Below are 19,021 nucleotides of genomic sequence, written 5' to 3' on the forward strand. Positions count from 1 at the left end.
ACTCAGCCGAGAACCTGGGGGCTTGACGTGAGCAGAGAACCCAACACCCGCCTGTGCGACCTGTTCGGCCTGGCCGGCTGGTCCAAGGGTGAGCTGGCAAGGCTCGTGAACCGGCAGGCGGCCGCCATGGGCCATCCGCAGCTGGCGACCGACACCTCGCGGGTCCGGCGTTGGATCGACCTGGGGGAGACCCCGCGCGATCCCGTGCCCAAGGTGCTGGCAGCTCTGTTCACCGAGCGACTCGGTCGTGTCGTGACCATCGAGGACCTCGGGTTCGCACGGAGCGGGCGAGCGGGTAAGCGGCGGGACGTCAAGGGAGCAGAGAACCCTGACGGTCTGCCCTGGGCGCCCGACCGTACGGCGGCGGTCCTCACCGAATTCACGGGAATGGACCTCATGCTCAACCGACGCGGCCTGGTGGGCGCGGGCGCGGCGCTTGCCGCGGGCTCAGCACTCAGCAGCGCCATGCACGACTGGCTCAAGACCGATCCGGCGATCTCCCAGGACGCCGCACGCACCTCCGACGTACTGCACGCCGACCCCGCAGGGTACGACCGTTACGAGGCCGCCCCCATCGGGTCGCAGGAGATCGAGGCGCTCGAGCGTTCCGTAGAGGTGTTCCGCGCGTGGGACGCCGCCCGTGGCGGCGGCCTCCAGCGCAAGGCAGTGGTGGGACAACTCAACGAGGTCGGCGGCATGCTCGCCTACCGCCACCCCGACCATCTGCAGCGCCGCCTGTGGGGCGTCGCCGCCAACCTCGCGGTACTCGCGGGCTGGATGTCCCACGACGTCGGCCTCGAACCCACCGCCCAGAAGTACTTCGTCATCGCGGCCCACGCGGCCCGCGAGGGCGGTGACCGGCCACGCGCCGGAGAGGCCCTGTCCAGGGCGGCGCGCCAGATGGTGCACCTGGGCCGCCCGGACGACGCGCTCGACCTGATGAAGCTCGCCAAGTCGGGCTCGGGGGAGCAGACGCTGCCCCGCACTCGCGCGATGCTGCACACCATCGAGGCGTGGGCGCAGGCGTCCATGGGCCACGGGCAGGCCATGCGCCGCACGCTGGGCGAGGCGGAGGAGCTGTTCGTCTCCGACAAGGGCGATGTGCCGCCGCCGAGTTGGATGCAGATGTTCGACGAGGCAGATCTGCACGGCATGCAGGCGCTGGCGTACCGCACACTGGCCGACCACGATTCGTCGGCCGCGGCCGTAGCGCAGAGCCACGCCAAGCAGGCTCTGCAACTGCGCGAGGGCGGCCGGCAGCGCTCGAAGATCTTCGACTACATCTCGCTGGCTTCCGCGTGCTTCATCGCCGACGACCCCGAACAGGCGGACCGTTACGCCAGGCTGGCGCTGGTGTCGATGGGGGAGACCTCTTCGCACCGGACATGGGACCGGCTCCGGGAGATGTACCGGCTGACCGGCCAGTACTCCGGCTACGCGAAGATCGAGGACCTCCGCGAGGAGATCGAGATCGCGATGCCGGGCAGCCTCTCGGCGAGGCCGAAGCTCAAGGGGATCTAGTACGGCAGAGGGGTTCTCGTGCCGGCAAGGGGGTCCGGTACCGGAGCGAGGCTCAAGGGGCAAGGGGAGCCGACGCCTGGCGAGGATCGACAGGAGCCGGCGTCAGCGGCGGACTTCCGTCCCTCCGGTGGCCGCCCACTCGGGCCGACGACCGGGCCGTGCAGCGGGCGCGCTCAGGCGATGACCCTCGCCACCATCACGCAGGCGTCCCCTTCTCGTTCCTGATCACCGAGCTCCTCCACGACCGCACGGACGCATTCCTGGGCGTTCGTGGCCCGGGCGAACCGTGCTGCCAGTGCCGTCAGCCGGTCCGCACCGAGCTCGGTCGCCGTGCCCGTGCGGGTCAGCGCGTCCGTGTGCAGTACCAGCACATCGCCCGGCCGGAGGGTCACTTCGGCCTGCTCGTACACCGCTCCGCTCGTCGCCCCGAGCAGCACGCCGTCCGGTGCCGTCAGGGCCTCACCCGTCCCTGTCCCCTTGCGGAACAGCAGGGGGGACGGGTGGCCGGCCTGAGCCCATGAGAGCGTCCTGGTCCCCCGGGTGTAGGTGCAGCACACGGCGCTGCCCAGGGTGGGCCGGGAGGACGTGTCGAGCAGTTGGTTGAGGTGCGTCATGAGCGGTCCCGGACGGATGCCTGCCACCGCCATGCCCCGCAGCCCGCCCAGCAGCATTGCCATGGCGGAGGTGGTGCCCACTCCGTGGCCCGTCAGGTCGCCCACGCTCAACAGGGTGCTGCCATCGGGAAGTTGCAGGGTGTCGTACCAGTCGCGGCCGATGGGCGCGCCGACCGGGGAGGGGAGGTGGTGTGCCGCGACGTCCAATGCGCCCCGGCCGTCCTGCGGCGTCCGGAGCGGGCCGCTGCGCGCGGGAAGCACCGCCTCCTGCATCTCGGCCGCGAGCCGGCGCTCGGTCTGCTCCATGTGCTGCTGCCGCTGCACCCAGTCACGGGTCTCGCGAACGGCCCGCTGGCTGCGGCGCAGTTCGCTGACGTCCCGCAGCACGGCCCACATCGAGGCGGTGGAGCCGTCGGCGTCGAGGACGGGCTCGCCCATCATGTGCACCGTGCGTACCCGGCCGTCGGGACGTACCAGACGGAACTCGCCGTCGATGGCGCGCCCGTCCACCAGACAGTCCGTCACCATCGCCGTCAGCATGGGCTGGTCCTCGGCGAAGACCACGGACGGCATCTCGTCCAGCGACATCGGGCCGTTGCGAGGATCGCGTCCGAGGATCTTGTACAACTCGTCGGACCAGCTCACCTCGTCGGTGAGGAGATTCCACTCGGCGCTGCCCACCCGGCTCAGCAGTGAGCCTCCGGCCGCGCTGTCCGCCTCGTACTCGGTGAGATCGTCGGTGAAGGAGTCAGCGGCCTCGGGCGGCAGTCCTCGCTTCAGCTGGTCCAAGTGGGCGCCGAGGTCGTCGAGGTGATGGAGCGCCAGATCGCACAGGGCGCGCTGCCAGCGCCCGCGGGGATCGTCCTCCGTCACCGCACCGTCCGGGCGTACGGCGTCGACGTCTCCGCGAAGTCTGCGCGTCCTGCTGATCAGCGCGTCTACGGTTCCACGCTCGGGCGGCTCGGCGGGACGGTCCGCGAACACATGGGACGGCATGTCGTACTCCGATACAGGCGCGGCCACGGCCAGGGTCTGGAACAGGGACCGAATACGAGGGTTGCACAGCAATGAGGCGGCCGTAAGCCATTTGGCAACACTCGATCCGGTGGTGCCTTTGTCATATGCCATAGGCGTCCGGGTCGGGGCACGGCGTCCGGCCGGCGACCGTCACGTCGTCGTGGCCGGCAGCGTGGCGACCCCGGAGCCGGCGCACCGGCGGGCGGCCGGCGACAGGACGCCGGGGCGTTGTCAGTGGGGGGCGGCAGGATAGGGCCATGACGACTTCACCTGCCGTTTCCGTCGCGCCCGCCACCGTTCTCGCCGACGCCGCCGCCTACGCCGCGGCTGTCGAGACCGCGACCCGTGCCTCCACCGCATACTACGAGACCGGCGAGAGCACCCTCGACGACGACGCGTACGACCGGCTGGTGCGCGGGATCGCGGCATACGAAGAGGAACATCCTGACGAGACGTCACCCGCCTCCCCGACCGGGAAGGTCGCGGGCGGGGCGGTGGTGGCCGGGGACGTGCCCCACACCGTTCCGATGCTCTCCCTGGACAACGTCTTCTCCCCGGAGCAGCTCGTCGCCTGGACCGCTTCCGTGGAGAGACGCACGGGCCGCCCCGTCGAGGAGTGGAGCGTCGAACCGAAGCTTGACGGCCTCGCCGTCGCCGCCCGCTACGAACGGGGAGAGCTGACCAGGCTCATCACCCGTGGGGACGGCACGGCGGGCGAGGACGTCTCGCACGCGATCGGCACGATCGTCGGCCTGCCACGCACGCTCGCCGAGCCCGTCACGCTCGAGATCCGCGGCGAAGTCCTCATGACGGAGGAACAGTTCGAGCGGGCGAACACCGTCCGCGTCGAGCACGGCGGTGCGCCCTTCGCCAATCCCCGCAACGGCGCGGCGGGCACCCTGCGGGCCAAGGACCGCGCGTACACGGTGGAGATGACCTTCTTCGGCTACGGGGCCCTGGCGGTGCCCGCGTCGGGCGCGGAGCTCACCGGCCGGCTCGGCGAGTGGGCACACAGCCGCATCATGGGCTACGTCGCGGACCTCGGCGTGAACACCGCCGACAGCACCCCTGTCGCCCCCCGCCTCCTGACCACGGCAGAGGCGATCCAGGCCCGCATCGACGAGATCGCCGCCGCGCGCCCCGACCTGCCCTTCGGGATAGACGGGATCGTCGTCAAGGCCGACAGCGCGGCGGACCAGGCCGCGGCCGGCTGCGGCTCCCGGGCGCCCCGCTGGGCCGTCGCGTACAAGCTGCCCGCCGTGGAGAAGGTCACCACCCTGCTCGGCGTCGAGTGGAACGTGGGCCGCACGGGGATCATCGCCCCGCGCGCCGTGCTCGAGCCGGTGGAGATCGACGGCTCCACCGTCACTTACGCGACGCTCCACAACCCCGCCGACATCACCCGCCGCGATCTGCGCACAGGCGACAAGGTGATGGTTCACAAGGCCGGGGACATCATCCCCCGCGTCGAGGCGCCGGTGGCCCATCTGCGGACCGGCGCCGAGGAGCCCGTCGTCTTCCCCGAGGTCTGCCCCCAGTGCGGCTCGGACATCGACACCTCCGAGCAGCGCTGGCGCTGTGTGCGCGGCCGCGACTGCCATGTCGTCGCCTCCGTCTCCTACGCGGCCGGGCGCGACCAGCTCGACATCGAAGGGCTCGGCCTCACCCGTGTCGTCCAACTCGTCGACGCCGGACTGGTTCGCGACCTGGCCGACCTCTTCACCCTCACCCGCGAGCAGCTGCTCTCTCTGGAGCGCATGGGGGAGACGAGCACCGACAATCTGCTGGCCGCCATCGACACGGCGAGGGCCCGTCCGCTCTCAAGGGTGTTCTGCGCCCTCGGGGTTCGGGGTACGGGCCGTTCCATGTCCCGCAGGATCGCCCGGCACTTCGCGGCCATGGAACACATACGGGGCGCCGACGCCGAGGCTTTGCAGCAGGTCGACGGTATCGGCGTGGAGAAGGCGAAAACGGTTGTGGCCGAACTCGGGGAGCTGGCCCCGCTGATCGACCGGCTGGTGGCCGCGGGCGTCAACATGACCGAACCGGGTGCGACGCCGCCCGCCGCGAGGGCGGAGGCCGGGACCGGCGCCGAGGAGCACGCGGACGACACCGGGGCGGCGGCGGGGAGCGCCACGGGCGCCGGCCCTCTCTCCGGTATGACCGTCGTCGCCACCGGGGCGATGACCGGCGCACTGGAGAAGCTGAGCCGCAACCAGATGAACGAGCTCATCGAGCGCGCCGGCGGCAAGTCCTCCTCCAGCGTGTCCAAGCGCACCTCGCTCCTCGTCGCAGGGGAGAACGCCGGATCCAAGAGGGACAAGGCCGAGCAGCTCGGCACCCGGATCGCCACGCCGGACGAGTTCGCCGCGATCGTCGCCGATTTCCTCGACACGGCGGCCTGAGGCGGAGCGGCGGCAGTCCCCGGGGGAGCGGCCGCCGCTCGTACTCACCGGCCCGCGAGGCCCCGTTCGAAGGTCTCGCGCTCGAGGAAGGCGAGCCGGGCCCGCTTCTCCGGCTTGTCGATCTCCGGCCCGAGCACGAACCCGGACCGGATCATCCGGCGGATCGCCTTCTCGTTGCGCGCGTCGGGTTCGACGACGAGCCGCAGATGAGCGGGGTCGCTGAACGCATAGGCCGTGAGGACCTGGACGAGCGCGCCTGTGAAGCCGGGGTGTGCGCCCTCCCGCGGAGGCGCGATCAGCAGATGCAGTCCGAAGTCCCCCGGCCGCACGTCGTAGCACTCGCCCACCGGGTCGGCGTCCGGGTCGTACGTCTGGAACAGCGCGACCGGCTCCTCGTCCAGCACCGCGAGGAACGCGTGGTGCGTGGTGAGGGAGTCGACGAACTCGTAGGTCTCCCGCACCTGTTCGCAGCTCTGCCCCAGCATGCCCCAGAACCGCGCGCGTTCCTCGCTGACCCACCCGTGGATCAGCGGGGCGTCCGCGGCGGGCTCCACCGGCACGAGCCGCACCGTCCCGAACCCGCCGGCGGTGTGCTCGTACACGGCCGCTCGGCGGTGCGCGGTGGTCTCAGTGGTCATCTCTCTCCTCGGTAAGGCCGTCCCAGTCGGTGATCACGGGGACGAGTTCGCCGGCCAGCCACAACGGCAGCTGGTCGCGCTGGTGGGCGTGTCCGGGCACTCCGGAAGCCCCGAACGGGACCACCCACAGGCTCTTCTCACGCTGCGCCAGGTCCCACACGTAGCGGGCGGCCGGGCCGCGGGCGCTGCGGTCGGTGATGCCGGGCACGCTCGCCGTCGACAGCACGCAGTCGTGGTCGCCCGACACCGCTGGCCACTCCTCGGGCGTCGACGCGGGCAGCGCCTGCCACGGGGCGAGCCGGTGTGTGTCCCCCCAGACGCCGGACGGCGCGCCCGCCGCCACCTCCTCCACTGCCTCCCGCACCGCCGCTTCCGCATCGGAACCGGGCAGCGCGCCGGGGGACAGCAGCCGCTCGAGCGCGAACGCGACGCGGGGCACCAGGGCCAGCCAGGGAAGGAACACCTCGGGAAGGCGGGGGAGTTCGGCCAGGCCGGCCAGCGCGGGACTCGCCGAGAGTCTGAGCACCACCGCGGAGCGCAGCGCCGCGTACACCGCCGCGTCGGTGCTGCCGGCATCCATACGGCGGTCCCAGCGGGTCAGCCGGGCGCGCAGCGCGGCAGCCTCCGGGCCGAGCCCCTCCAGCCGGGCCAGCACGTCCAGCAGGGGGGCGGCGGACGCCAGGTGCGTGTCCATGTGGATGCGCGGCATGTCGCCTGCGGACCAGGACGCCGTCTCCTCCAGCAACTGCCCGATGCGGTCGGCGCGGTGAGGGGGCGCGAATTCGATTCCGAGCGGAGCGGCCAGGCCCCGCGCGTTCGCCATCACGGCGAAGCCGTCGACCGCCGCGCGGGGGGTGGGCTCGTACGCGTCCTGCCAGGCGTACCGGGACTCCCAGGCGGGCACCACGCGCAGCCGGTTGGCCCGGTCGCGCCGTGGTACCCGGCCGGCCACGCGGTGCAGCAGGCCGCCGGCGGTGTCGGCGGCCTGGACGACGTTGACCGGCTCCACCCACTGTTCGACGGCACGGTCCACGTCGTCGACGGTCCGGGCCCGCAGTAGCGCCGGCAGCGCACCGAAGCCGATGCCCGCGCCCGCCCGTACGGGGCAGCGCAGGCTGACGGCCTCGGAACCGTCACCGGTCGTGATGATCACCGGCCCGCGCTCCGTCTCGATCACCTCGACCTCGACGGGACCGCCGCCCGCCACCGCGATCGATTCGGTGTGCGCGTGCGCGGGCCGCCAGCCGTCGGGACCGAGCGCCTCGACGGCGTCCCCGCGTCTTCGGAGCCGCTCACGGTAGAGGTCCTGGTAGTCGGCCATGGCGTTGGTGATGGCCCAGGCGACGGTGCCGGTGTGGCCGAAGTGGGCGATGCCGGGGACGCCGGGCACGGCGAGTCCGACCACGTCGAACTCGGGGCAGGCCAGCCGGATCTGCTGGTAGATGCCCGGGTCCTCGATGAACCGGTGCGGGTCACCGGCGATGAGTGCGGCACCCGTGGCGGTGCGGTCGCCGCCGACGAGCCACCCGTTGCTCCCCGAGGTGCCCGGACCGTCGGTCGCGAAAAGCTCGACCGACTCGTCGCCGAGGGCCCTGGCGACCTCCTCGCGCCACAGTTTGGTGGGGAACCCGGCGAACAGGATGTGGGTCGCCAGCCAGATGCCGAGCGGCGTCCACGGCTGCCAGCGGCCGGGGGAGAGGGACACGGTCGCGAAGCGCGGGTCGCGTGCGGCGCCGGCCTCCAGTCCGTCGTTGACGCCGTCCACGTAGCGGCCGATCCATGCGGCCGTCTCCTCGTCGAGCGCAGCGAAGCACCGCTGGGCGGTGTCGTCCAGGCGCGACATGCGGGCGAACCTGTCCCAGGTGACGGCCTCCTCGCCGAGGAAGGAGGCCGAGGTGCCCTGCGACCGGTGCCGGTCGACCTCGATCTGCCAGGCCCGGTCGACGGCGGCGTTGCGGCCCTGGGCGAAGGCGAGGTCGTGCGCGCCCCCTGCCCGCAGGTGCGGGATGCCCCACGCGTCCCGGTAGATCGTCGTACTCACACTGATTCCCCTTTAGGTTAGCCTGGCCTAACTTAATCTACGGTTCTGTGCGACACAATCCAGCCATGGCGGGAAGGGGTGGGGCGCCAGGGATTCCCTGCCGCGCCGCCCCGCCCGTCATACTCGTTGCATGACTTCGCCCCTGACATCAGCCGGCGCCGGCCGGTCCCGACGCAAGGGTCCCGCGGCCCCCGGGATCCGCCGGGCGACCGCACGGGACGCGAAGCGCCTCACCCGCCTGGTCCGCGGTTCCGGCGCCTACCAGGGCCACTACGCCCCGATGGTCGCCGGCTACCGGGTGGGACCGGACTACATCGAGACCCACGAGGTCTTCGCCGCCACCGGCGAGGACGACCGGGTTCTCGGTTTCTACGCCCTCGTGCTGCCGCCGCCCGGGCCGGACCTCATGCCCGAACTGGACCTCATGTTCGTGGCCGACGACGCCCAGGGGCTGGGCATCGGCCGACTCCTCGTCGAGCACATGCGCGGACGCGCCCGTGCGGCAGGTTTCGACGCCGTCCGTGTCGTGGCGCATCCGCCCGCCGAGGGCTTCTATCTGAGCGTCGGCGCCCGGCGGACCGGGACGGTGCCCGCCCGCCCGCCGGCCGTCATGTGGGACCGCCCCGAACTGCTGCTCCCCGTCTGGCCGGAGCACCGCCGCGGAGCCCCTCCGGCGTGAAGACACGGTGTGCCGGTGGACCGCGACGCCTCCGTCCAAGTGCCGGAAGGCGCTCGGTGGTTGGAACGTCGCGTGCCCGGCTGTCCGCCCCGTGATCTTGAACGCCGGCAGCCGTCCCTCCTATGCCGGATTCCGGCGTAATGTGAAATACGCGGGCCTTGACGCGCGGCCCGCCCCGCAGTCCCGGCGGAAGGAGCGGCCATGTCGGATCTCGATTCGCGGCGCACATCCCCCGACCTCGCCGAACAGGAGGCGTTCGCCGGAGAAGTGGTGGACGTACTGAACAAGGGAGCGCTCGCGCTCCTCATCAGCGTCGGCCACCAGGCCGGCCTGTTCGACACTCTCGCCGGTATGCCGCCGTCGAGCAGTGACGAGATCGCCAAGTCGGCGGGGCTCGACCGGCGTTATGTGCGGGAGTGGCTGGGAGGCATGGTCGTCGGCGGCGTCCTCGCGTACGACCCGGAGCACGAGACGTACGTGCTGCCGCCCGAGCACGCCGCCTCACTGGTCACCGCGGCCGGACCGGACAACCTGGCGGGCATGATGCAGTACATCGCGCTGATGGGCGAGGTCGAGCAGCAGGTCGTGCGCTGCTTCCGGGACGGCGGAGGAGTGCGGTACTCGGCGTACCCGCGCTTCCAGGCCCTCCAGGCCGAGGAGACGGCCAGGGTCTACGACCAGGCGCTCGTCGACACCATCGTCCCCCTCGTGCCGGACCTCCCTGAGCGGCTGCGCGCCGGGATCGACGCCCTCGATGTCGGCACGGGGCAGGGCCATGCACCCGTCGTGCTGGCGAAGGCATTCCCCCGCAGCCGCTTCCACGGTCTCGACCTGTCGGAGGCGGGCGTTGAGGCCGGCCGTGCGGAAGCGGCCCGGCTGGGGCTCGGCAACGTGCGCTACACGATCGGCGATTCGGCGGAGGTCGGCGGCGAGTACGACCTGATCACGGCGTTCGACGTCATCCATGACCTCGCCAGGCCGGACGCCACACTGGCGGCGATCGCCAGGTCGCTGAGAGAGGACGGCGTCTTCCTCATGGGGGACATCGCCGCGTCCAGCAAGCTCGAGAAGAACGTGGGCCACCCCTTCGGGCCCGCGCTCTTCGGCTTCTCGGTCTTCTACTGCATGACGACGTCGCTCAGCACCGGCGGAGCCGGCCTCGGCACCGTCTGGGGTCAGGAGACAGCCGTCCGGATGCTGAGGGAGGCGGGCTTCACGCGCGTCGACGTGCGAACCGTCGAAGGTGACCCGCTCAACGTGTACTACGTGGCGCGCAAGGACTGAAGCCCGGTGCGCGCCGCCGCGCGCACCGGGACACCGGGGGCGGCGGAACGCCGGCCGGGTCAGGAGGCGGGCGGCGGCGCCGGCTGCCCCATGTGCAGCCGGACCGTGTTCCCGTCGCCCGGGATGATCATGTTGATCAGCGGAGTGGCGAGCAGGCAGTGCTCGAACTTCGGGATGGTGTACGAGCCGGACAGCGTGCCGCCCTTGAGCGCGTTGAATCCCGGTTCCGACGTCAGATCGAGTACCGCGGGAACTTCCGTCCGGCACGAGCTGCCCACGGGGGTCGGAATGCCCGCCACCCGGAGGTCCTTGAGCCGCAGGGTGAGTTTCGTGGTGCTCTTGACGGCACCCGTCTTCAGGTCGATCGTGCCGATGGTCGGCTCGGCCTCCATGAACTCGGTCGTGACGCTGACGGGGATCGCGCCGATCATCTTGAACGAGCCCGGCGCGGGCGGGAGCACGGTGTCGGCGAGAAGTGTCCCCGCCTTGAGGTCCGCGGTGACCTTCAGGACGCCTGGCCCCAGTGCCAGGTCGGAGCCGGTGCCCTCGAGGTGCGTGCTGCCGGTCAGCGGATAGTCGAGACGGATCGGCACCGCATGGGCCGGTCCCGAGGTGGCCACGGCCAGCCCCAGTCCCGCGGTGAGTGCTACGGCCCCGCGGAGTGCGGCTCTTCGCCCTCGGGACGGCGCGGATTTCGGACGCTTCATCACGGCTCCAGGATTCGGCGACTGCGGCAAAGGGGCGCAGACGCAGGGAATGAGGACACTGGAATGGTGCGGCGATCAGTGCGGTGCCTGTTGCGGCGATCGGTGCGGTTTCGGCGCGCGAATTCCGGCGCCGGGGGAGAGGCGCACGGAAATCACTCGAAAAAAGCGGGGGAGACGTGTCCGCGGCTTGAGCGCGGGAATTCCGGCCGAAATCCCGCCCGGCCCCGGACCGTTGCGCGAGAGAGACGTTACGGACGGGTAACCCGGCAGGCAAGAGCGGCTTTTCAAAATTCCCCACCCGGGCCGCCGGCAGCCCGTTTCTTGTCGTCCGCGCAGCAGCCGGCCTCCGGTTCTTGTCCGCAGGTGAGCGCCCGGCGGCCCGCACCGCCGGTAACCCGGCCCGTCACGCGTCACGTGCCGGACGGCCACCGGCCCGTCAGAAGCCCGATCCGCCGGGAAGCTGCCCCCCGGGCAGCGGCTGTTCCGTCCAGATGACCTTGCCGTCGGCCGTGTACCGCGTGCCCCAGCGCTCCGCGAACTGTGCGACCAGGAACAGGCCGCGGCCCCCCTCGTCCGTGATGGCCGCCTGCCGCAGGTGCGGCGACGTGCTGCTGCCGTCGGACACCTCGCAGATCAGCGCACGATCCCGGATGAGCCGCACCTGGATCGGCCCGGCGGCGTAACGGATCGCGTTGGTGACGAGCTCGCTCAGGATCAGCTCGGTGGTGAAGGCGTCCTCCTCCAGACCCCACTCCGCGAGCCGCTCGGTCACCGCCGCCCGCACCCTGGCCACCGCCGCCGGGTCCGACGGCACCTCCCACTCCGCTACCTGGTCGGACGCCAGTACCCGCGTACGCCCTACGAGCAGGGCGATGTCGTCCCGCGGACGCTCCGGCACCAGCGCGCCCAGCACCGTCTCGCATGTCTCTTCCGGCCCTTGGCCGGGGTGCTCGGCCAATGTGCGGCGCAGCAGCTCGAGGCCCTCGTCGATCTCCCGTTCCCGGTCCTCGACGAGACCGTCCGTGTAGAGGACCAGCCGGCTGCCCTTCGGCAGCCGCAGTTCCAGCGTCTCGAACGGCAGACCGCCCAGCCCCAGCGGCGGCCCGCCGGGGACGTCCGCGAACTCGGCCGTGCCGTCCGGGTGGACGACGACCGGCTGGAGGTGTCCGGCCCGCGCCATGCTGCAGGTGCCCGACACCGCGTCGTAGATCGCGTAGATGCAGGTCGCGCCGGTGACCCCGGCGTCCGCGCCGTCGTCGGACTCGTCCTGGTCGATGCGGGCCACCAGCTCGTCCAGGTGGAACATCAGCTCGTCGGGCGGCAGGTCGAGGCTGGAGAAGTTGTGGACCGCGGTACGCAGCCGCCCCATGGTCGCGGCGGCGTGGAGGCCGTGGCCGACGACGTCGCCGACGACGAGCGCGACCCGCGCACCCGGCAGCGGAATGATGTCGAACCAGTCACCGCCGACACCGCCGAGTCCGCCCAGCCCGGCCTGTGCGGGGCGGTAGCGGTACGCCACGTCCAAGGCGCTCTGCTCCGGCAGTACACGCGGGAGCAGGCTGCGCTGGAGCGTGACCGCCATCGTGTGCTCGCGCGAGTAGCGACGGGCGTTGTCGACGCTGACGGCGGCACGCGCGACGAGCTCCTCGGCCAGAGACAGGTCCTCCTCCTCGAACGGCTGCGGATTGCTCGCGCGCCAGAACAGGGCCACGCCCAGAATCACGCCCCGCGCCCGCAGCGGAACCGCGATCATCGAGTGGATTCCGTGCTCCAGCAGCTTGCGTGCCCGATCCGGGTCCTGCTCCTGCCACCCGGCCAGCCGGGTCAGGTCCGCCTGCAGGACCGCTTCGCCCTTCCGCAGCCCCGTACCCATCGGCGTGGTCGGCACGAACCGGATCACATGCCCCAGCGGATAGAGCGCCGTGTCCCCGGATCCGCTGAACGCCGTGCGCCGCATGTTCGTGTCCGCGCCGGTGGCCCTCGGCTCCTCGCCGCGTAGCACGGCCTCCGCCAGGTCCACGGTGGCGAAGTCGGCGAACCGCGACGCGGCGAACTGCGCGAGCTCCTCGCACGTGCGGACGACGTCGAGCGTGGTGCCGATCTCGGTGCCCGCGTCGTAGAGCAGCTTGAGCCGCCCTCTGGCCACGTCGGCGCGCCCGGTCAGGGTCTGGAGCTCCGTGGTGTCCCGCAGGGTCGCGACGCTGCCGGGCGGCCCGCCGTGCTGGTCCGTCGAGCGCTGGCTGACGGCCACGAGCCGGTCGCCGACCGGAATGACCTCGTCGGTCACGATCTTCCCGGACGACAGCAGACGGGTGGCGAGCGGATCGAGACCGAGCTCGGTCACCAGGGCCCCGTCCACGTCCATCGGCAGTCCGAGCAGCCGGCGCGCCTCGTCGTTGGCGAGCAGCAGCCGGCCGTCGCCGGCCACGATGATCACTCCTTCACGCACGGCGTGCAGCACCGCGTCGTGATGTTCGTACATACGCGTCATCTCGGCGGGCCCGAGCCCGTGCGTCTGGCGGCGCAGACGCCTGCTCACCAGGGCCGTGCCGCCCGTGGTCAGCAGCAGCACGCCGCCCGCGGCCCCGAACAGCAGCGGGAACTGCTCCTCGACGACACCGCTCACCCGTTCGATGGTGATGCCGGCGGAGACCATGCCGATGACCTTGCCGTCCTGTCCGAAGACCGGGACGACGGCCTGGACGAGCGGGCCGATGGTGCCGGTGATCTTCTCGGTGAAGACCTCGCCGTTCAGGGCATGGCTCAGATCGCCGACGAACTTCTTCCCGATCCGGTCGGGCAACGGGTGCGTGTAGCGGACCCCCTCGGTGCTCAGCACCACGATGAAGTCGACGCCGGAACGTTCGCGTGCCGCCTCCGCCTTGGGCTGGAGCACCGCGCTGGGATCGGGGCTCTCCAGTGCCTCTTCCATGCCGGGGGAGTTGGCGAACGTCTCCGCGACGGCGACCGACCGGTTACGGGCCTCACGCTCGCTGTCCGCGCGGGACTGGAACACGAGCGCCGCCATGGCCGCGGCGACCAGCAGCACCACGATCGCCACCTGCAGGAGGAAGACCTGACCCGCGACAGTTCGCATCCGCAGAACCGAGCGCGGGCGGCCGGAGGGTGGTGCGGCCATAAGTCTTTCTACACCTCCGCCGTGAGCCGGGCGAACCGCGCGGAGCGGGGCGTGAACGGTCGTACGCCCCACCCTGCCGCGAGTTGCTCAAGCATGCCAACGCAGGTGGCCGTACCCAAGGTCTTTGCGGAATCCGGGGCAACCGAACCTCCGAGCCGCCGGCGTGCCCCGGGGACGTCTCACGGGAGGGTGCGAAAGGTTCGTCCCGGCCGACACCTCTCCCGGGGTCTGTCCGCGGGCTCCGTGTCAACGGCCGTCGGCGTGCCCCCGGAGAATCGTGATCACCTCGTCGTCACCGACCTGGTCGAACTCCTCGTACCACTGGCCCACCGCGTAGAACGGCTGCGGCTGGTGCGGGCAAACCACCTCGTCCGCCTCGGCCGTGAGCGCCTGCGCCGCCTCGGGGGAGCCCACCGGCACGGCCAGCATCACCCGGCCCGGCCTCATCTCCCGCACCGCGCGCAGGGCGGCACGGGCCGTGACACCGGTCGCCAGGCCGTCGTCCACCACGACGACCGTCCGGCCCGCCACATCGGGCGCGGGACGGCCGCCCCGGTACAGATCCTCCCGGCGGCGCAGCTCCGTGCGCTCCCTGGCGACCTGCGGGCCCAGCTTGTCGGCCGTCAGGTCCAGCAGGGCCAGCGTCCGCTCGTCGTAGAGCGGGGGGCCCTCGCCGGCCAGCGCGCCGACTCCGACCTCCGGGTTGTACGGCGCGCCTATCTTCCGTGCCACCAGAACATCGAGCGGGGCGCCCAGCGCCCGGGCGACCTCGTCGCCCACCGGTACCCCGCCACGCGGCAGCGCCAGCACGAACGGGTCGGCCGGCGCCCCCTCGTCGCGTTCGAGGAGCCGTCGTGCCAGATCACGCCCGGCCTCTCTGCGATCGTGGAACAGCATGCCTTGCTCGCTTCCGCCCTGCCGCCCGGAGCCGCACAGGGCTGCTCTTCACGCGTGCCGTTGGAGCCCGGCCCGGGTGCAGGACGGGTTCCAGCGCTCGGGCGCTAGCGCTCGCCCAGGTCCTCGTCGTCGGTGACATGCATCGCGGCCTCCTCCGCGGAGGCAGCGCCGCCGTCGATGCCGACGTCACGGGCCACCGTGTCGCTCGGCCGCCGGGAGAGGGGTCCTCGGCGGGGGTGAGCCGTCCGGCCCGGGGTCCGCCGGCCTCGTCGTCGACCGGCTCCCCGGCGCCGTCCTCGAGGTCTCCTATGCCGTCGCCCCGGGGTGGCTCCACGTCGGGGCGCTCCTGTGCGAGACGCTGCTCGAGGCTCTCGCCCTCCTGCTGCTCCTCGCCGGTGGTGCCGTACTTGCCGACGGCCAGCGGACGCTCCGGCGGCGAGTAGCCCTCCGCCATCGTGTCGTCGAGACCGCGCTCGCCGATGACGTTCTGCATGTCGAGGTCGTCGCTGGGGCGGTTCTGCACGTCCGAGTGCTCCGGCTGGTAGACGTTGTCGCCCCGGGCCTCTTCGTGCTGGGCTGCTTCGTCGGACATCGTGTCCCTTTCTGCGACGTGTCGAAGGCTCACGCGGCCGCACCGTTCATGGCGAGGGCGTCCGAGCGGACGGACGTCCGCTCAAAGGATCATGATCAGCGCGTAGGCGAGGAAGAACGCGGCGAAGGCCACGACGACGATGCCGATGGCGATCATCGGGCCCTTCGCCCAGCCGCGTGACACGTCGCCGTGCGGGCCGGTCTCGGAACCGGTGCTTCCCTCGCCGGGTGGCGTCTCACCGGGCGGCACGGTGCCGCCGGGGCGGAGGCCTGGGGTGTTCCGCGGGTCAGGATCAGATGGCTGACTGTTCATACCGGGCGAGTGCCCGGAATCCACCGAATCAACAGTCCGGATTTCAGGTCTTGCCACCGGCGGGGCAGCCGTCACCCGGCCTTCAGCGGGTCGTGCCCGAGGTTCATCAGCCGGTGGCGCCGACGGGTGTCGTCGGCGGCCCCGGTCGCCCCCTGTTCCTGCCGCTCGGACTCGACCGTGTCCACCACCTCGTACATGACCCGGACGTCCTCGTCGGTGAGATCGGTGCGGCGCTTCTGGAGGATCGACAGGACGTGGCGGCCGATGACCGGGCCGGCCTGGTCGGGCAGCGGCTCGGTGTCCTCACCCGCGTCCTGGATCTGCAGCCAGGCGCTCAGCTCCTGCGAAGTCATGTTGACGACGCTGTGGAACTCGTCCCAGAGCGCATCGAGTTCAAGGGTGTTCGTCATGGGACGGGCCTCCCCTACCTGTTCTTGGGCCGAATGCGTAAACGCGGACAAGCCGCCGGTCGCCACGGTGACGGCGCAACCGCGCGAGTACCGCCGGTCAGTACGGGTACCCGCCGTCCACCAGCGCGAACCTGCCGGACGGGAGGCGAGGACCGTGTCCGTCGACGTCAACGGGGACAAGAAGGAAGCCGGACGGGGCTACGACGCCGGCCCCTTCCTTCCGCGGCGCGGCGGCCTGCCCGCCCTGCGCAAGGCCGCGGCCGGATGCGAGGGGTGCCCGCTGTTCCACAACGCCAGCCAGACGGTGTTCGGCGCCGGCCCGTCGTCCGCGCGCGTCGTCGTCGTGGGGGAGCAGCCGGGCGACCAGGAGGACCGGCAAGGGCACCTTTCGTCGGACCGGCGGGCCGGCTGCTGCGTGAGGCGCTCGAGGAAGTCGGCATCGAAGAGGAGTCGGCCTACTTCACCAATGCCGTCAAGCATTTCAAGTTCGAACCCGCGGCGCGGGGGAAGCGCCGGATCCACAAGCCGCCCAGCCTGCGGGAGATGTCGGCGTGCCGGCCCTGGCTGGCCGCCGAGCTGCGGGTGATCGAACCCGAACTGGTGCTGGCTCTGGGGGCCACCGCGGGCAAGGCCCTGCTCGGCGGCTCGTTCCGGATCACCGAGCAGCGCGGCCTGCTGCTGCCGATGCCGCCCTGGGACGCCCTCGGCCGCACGGACGTGTCCTCGGCCGACGGGATGCCGGCCGAGGAGGCTGCCGCGCACGGCTGCCTGGTCGGCACGATCCACCCGTCGGCGGTTCTGCGCGCGGACGACCGCCGCGCGGCCTACCGGGGCATGGTCACGGACCTGCGGGTGGCGGCCGACGTGCTCGCCGCCTGAGCGTCGGGCTCCCGTCCGGCCCGGTGCCGCAGGCCCCCGTGCTGCCGGGCCGGGGCAGAAGACCGATGCGCGTGACGGATACGATCATGGCCGCCGGCTCAGGACGGTGCCGGCGGTCACCTCGTAGCCCAGAAGGAACCGGATGTCGGCCAGCGCCGCGCAGAAGACGATCGATACGGCCCGCACGGTCACGGACGTCCTCCAGCCCCGCAACGTCCTGCTTCTCGGAATGCTCGGTATAGGTCTCGCCGCCGCAGGCAGTTGGACGGGCCTGCCGTGGGGCCTGCTCGGCGCTCTGTGCGCGGGTATCGTGCCCGCCGCGTACATCGAACGGGAGCGCCGCCGTGGCACCTGGGGCGACAGGCATGTCGTCGACCGCCGGCCGCGCGCCCCGATCTTCTTCGTGATCCTCGGCTCCATAGGTGCGGGCGCCCTGGTCATGGTCCTCGGCGACGCCCCCGTCGGCATCCTGGTCGCGATGACCGCCCTGTGGGCGATGACCGTCGTCCTCCTCGCTGTGAACACCGTCTGGAAGATCAGCGTCGACTCGGCGGTCGCCTCCGCCGTCACCGCTCTGCTCGCCGCCGTCCACTCACCGTGGTGGACCACCGGGTACGTCCTCGTGGCGGCGGTGTGCTGGTCCCGCGTCGCGCTCGGCCACCACTCCGCGGCCCAGACTGTCGCGGGGGCCGGCCTGGGTGCGGCGACCGCGGCGGTGACCGTGTTCGTGTGAGCGCGCGGCCACGTGCCGGCGCTGCCCCGCCGTCAGCGGGAACCCCGGGGTTCAGAGGGCTGCGGGAGCCCCACGTCCGGGCTCCGCGCCCGCGAGGCCGTCACGCCGGTGACGCTGGACGGCCAGCCGGGTCTCCTGCGCGGTCAGATCCGCGTTGACCGCTCCGGCGGCGCGGACTCCCGCGGCGGCGGCACCGATCACCTGCTCGGTCACGTTGGCGACGTTCCCGGCCACCCACACGCCGGGGACCGCCGTCGCACCGGTCGGGTCGGCGGCGACACGGGTGCCGATGACCACCCCGTTGACCTCCTGCTCGCTCGCCTCGAGACCCAGCCCGGCGAGGAACGCGGCGCGTGCGGTGAACCGCGGCGCGACCACGAGCGCCTGCCGGGCGATCACATGACCGCTCTCCAGCACCACGCCGCTGAGCCGGTCGTCCGTGACCTGTACGGACGTCACCCGGCCTTCGACAACGGCGATACCGCGGGCGGCCAGCTGCTCGTACTCCTCCTCCGACGGTTCCGGTCCGGTGTGCAGGAAGAGCGTCACGTCGTCGCTCCACTGCCGCCACATCAGGGCCTGGTGGACGGCCATGGGGCCCGTCGCCAGAATGCCGATTGCCTGGTCACGCACCTCCCAGCCGTGGCAGTACGGGCAGTGCAGGACCTCGCGGCCCCACCGTTCGGCCAGGCCCGGCACCGAGGGAAGCTCGTCGACCAGTCCGGTGGTCACGAGCAGGCGGTCGGCCTCGACCGCAGCCCCGCCGTCGAGCACCAGACGGAACCGCCCGTCCGCGAGCCGTTCTGCGGCGACGACGCTGCCCCGGACGAACTCGCCGCCGTAGCGGCTCACTTCGTCGCGGCCCGTGGCCAGGAGCTGCAGCGGCGCCACGCCCTCCTGGGTCAGGTACGAATGGACGTGGCCGGCCGGGGCGTTCCGCGGCCGGCCCGAGTCGACGACGAGCACCGAACGACGGGCGCGGGTCAGCGCCAGGGCTCCGCCGTGGCCGGCGGCGCCACCGCCGACGACCACGACGTCGTAGTGCGGGCGTGCGGGTACATCGGCGGCGAGGCCGTCGGCAAGGGTCTGAACTGTGGACATGTGGTGTACCTCCGTTCGAGGAGATACTGCGCCCACCGCATGCCGTCCCGCA

Annotated in this window: 14 protein-coding genes and 2 pseudogenes; 6 read left to right on the forward strand and 10 right to left on the reverse strand. The window is 71.9% G+C overall.

What is annotated here, in order from left to right; translation table 11 throughout:
* Nucleotides 1–27: 27 nt before the first annotated feature.
* On the forward strand, nucleotides 28–1,521 hold the full coding sequence (locus tag GLX30_RS33905; RefSeq protein WP_159694721.1) for a hypothetical protein: 1,494 nt from the start codon (nucleotides 28–30) through the stop codon (nucleotides 1,519–1,521).
* A gap of 173 nt (nucleotides 1,522–1,694) precedes the next feature.
* Here the strand turns inward: GLX30_RS33905 and GLX30_RS33910 are convergent, their stop codons facing one another.
* Complete coding sequence (locus tag GLX30_RS33910) at nucleotides 1,695–3,131, reverse strand: SpoIIE family protein phosphatase (RefSeq protein WP_159695401.1); 1,437 nt, start codon at nucleotides 3,129–3,131, stop codon at nucleotides 1,695–1,697.
* 278 nt (nucleotides 3,132–3,409) lie between these two features.
* On the opposite strand from GLX30_RS33910, the gene ligA reads away from it, so the two are divergent.
* Nucleotides 3,410–5,557, forward strand: coding sequence for an NAD-dependent DNA ligase LigA (gene ligA / locus GLX30_RS33915; protein ID WP_159694722.1), 2,148 nt, complete (start codon nucleotides 3,410–3,412; stop codon nucleotides 5,555–5,557).
* 44 nt (nucleotides 5,558–5,601) lie between these two features.
* Here ligA and GLX30_RS33920 read toward each other — a convergent pair whose 3' ends face one another.
* Complete coding sequence (locus GLX30_RS33920) at nucleotides 5,602–6,195, reverse strand: GNAT family N-acetyltransferase (RefSeq protein ID WP_159694723.1); 594 nt, start codon at nucleotides 6,193–6,195, stop codon at nucleotides 5,602–5,604.
* Nucleotides 6,185–8,236 (reverse strand): penicillin acylase family protein, encoded by a 2,052-nt coding sequence (locus GLX30_RS33925; protein WP_159694724.1) that lies wholly within the window; start codon nucleotides 8,234–8,236, stop codon nucleotides 6,185–6,187. Before GLX30_RS33925 ends, GLX30_RS33920 begins: the two co-directional genes overlap by 11 nt.
* Nucleotides 8,237–8,366: 130 nt before the next feature.
* On the opposite strand from GLX30_RS33925, the gene GLX30_RS33930 reads away from it, so the two are divergent.
* Together GLX30_RS33930 and GLX30_RS33935 are read left to right on the forward strand one after the other, a co-directional pair.
* Nucleotides 8,367–8,915 (forward strand): GNAT family N-acetyltransferase, encoded by a 549-nt coding sequence (locus tag GLX30_RS33930; protein ID WP_159694725.1) that lies wholly within the window; start codon nucleotides 8,367–8,369, stop codon nucleotides 8,913–8,915.
* Nucleotides 8,916–9,116: 201 nt separating this feature from the next.
* A complete protein-coding gene (locus GLX30_RS33935) occupies nucleotides 9,117–10,199 on the forward strand; it encodes a class I SAM-dependent methyltransferase (protein WP_159694726.1) in 1,083 nt (360 codons plus the stop codon).
* Between the two features lie 59 nt (nucleotides 10,200–10,258).
* On the opposite strand, the gene GLX30_RS33940 is transcribed toward GLX30_RS33935, so the two are convergent.
* The 6 genes and pseudogenes from GLX30_RS33940 to GLX30_RS33965 all read right to left on the reverse strand — a co-directional run bounded on the left by GLX30_RS33940 (nucleotide 10,259) and on the right by GLX30_RS33965 (nucleotide 16,256).
* A complete protein-coding gene (locus GLX30_RS33940; protein ID WP_244258384.1) occupies nucleotides 10,259–10,819 on the reverse strand; it encodes a hypothetical protein in 561 nt (186 codons plus the stop codon).
* A 523-nt stretch (nucleotides 10,820–11,342) separates the two neighbouring features.
* Nucleotides 11,343–14,003, reverse strand: a complete 2,661-nt coding sequence (locus GLX30_RS33945) for a SpoIIE family protein phosphatase/ATP-binding protein (protein WP_208545533.1) — start codon at nucleotides 14,001–14,003, stop codon at nucleotides 11,343–11,345.
* 288 nt (nucleotides 14,004–14,291) lie between these two features.
* The gene (locus tag GLX30_RS33950) at nucleotides 14,292–14,942 is read right to left on the reverse strand and encodes a phosphoribosyltransferase family protein (protein ID WP_159694729.1); all 651 of its coding nucleotides are present in this window, start codon (nucleotides 14,940–14,942) and stop codon (nucleotides 14,292–14,294) included.
* A gap of 104 nt (nucleotides 14,943–15,046) precedes the next feature.
* A pseudogene (locus tag GLX30_RS33955) lies at nucleotides 15,047–15,534 on the reverse strand (DUF5709 domain-containing protein).
* 81 nt (nucleotides 15,535–15,615) lie between these two features.
* The gene (locus tag GLX30_RS33960; RefSeq protein WP_159694730.1) at nucleotides 15,616–15,846 is read right to left on the reverse strand and encodes a DUF6480 family protein; all 231 of its coding nucleotides are present in this window, start codon (nucleotides 15,844–15,846) and stop codon (nucleotides 15,616–15,618) included.
* 71 nt (nucleotides 15,847–15,917) lie between these two features.
* Complete coding sequence (locus GLX30_RS33965) at nucleotides 15,918–16,256, reverse strand: DUF3140 domain-containing protein (protein ID WP_159694731.1); 339 nt, start codon at nucleotides 16,254–16,256, stop codon at nucleotides 15,918–15,920.
* 154 nt (nucleotides 16,257–16,410) lie between these two features.
* On the opposite strand from GLX30_RS33965, the pseudogene GLX30_RS33970 reads away from it, so the two are divergent.
* Both GLX30_RS33970 and GLX30_RS33975 read left to right on the forward strand, forming a co-directional pair.
* Nucleotides 16,411–17,135 (forward strand): annotated as a pseudogene (locus tag GLX30_RS33970) (UdgX family uracil-DNA binding protein).
* Between the two features lie 142 nt (nucleotides 17,136–17,277).
* Nucleotides 17,278–17,868, forward strand: a complete 591-nt coding sequence (locus GLX30_RS33975) for a hypothetical protein (protein ID WP_159694732.1) — start codon at nucleotides 17,278–17,280, stop codon at nucleotides 17,866–17,868.
* A gap of 51 nt (nucleotides 17,869–17,919) precedes the next feature.
* Here GLX30_RS33975 and GLX30_RS33980 read toward each other — a convergent pair whose 3' ends face one another.
* Nucleotides 17,920–18,969 carry an NAD(P)/FAD-dependent oxidoreductase gene (locus GLX30_RS33980; protein WP_159694733.1) on the reverse strand — a complete coding sequence of 350 codons (1,050 nt, stop codon included), beginning with the start codon at nucleotides 18,967–18,969 and terminating at the stop codon, nucleotides 17,920–17,922.
* Nucleotides 18,970–19,021: the final 52 nt, after the last annotated feature.

This window comes from Streptomyces sp. Tu 2975 (assembly GCF_009832925.1).
In the GTDB taxonomy this organism is placed as follows: domain Bacteria; phylum Actinomycetota; class Actinomycetes; order Streptomycetales; family Streptomycetaceae; genus Streptomyces.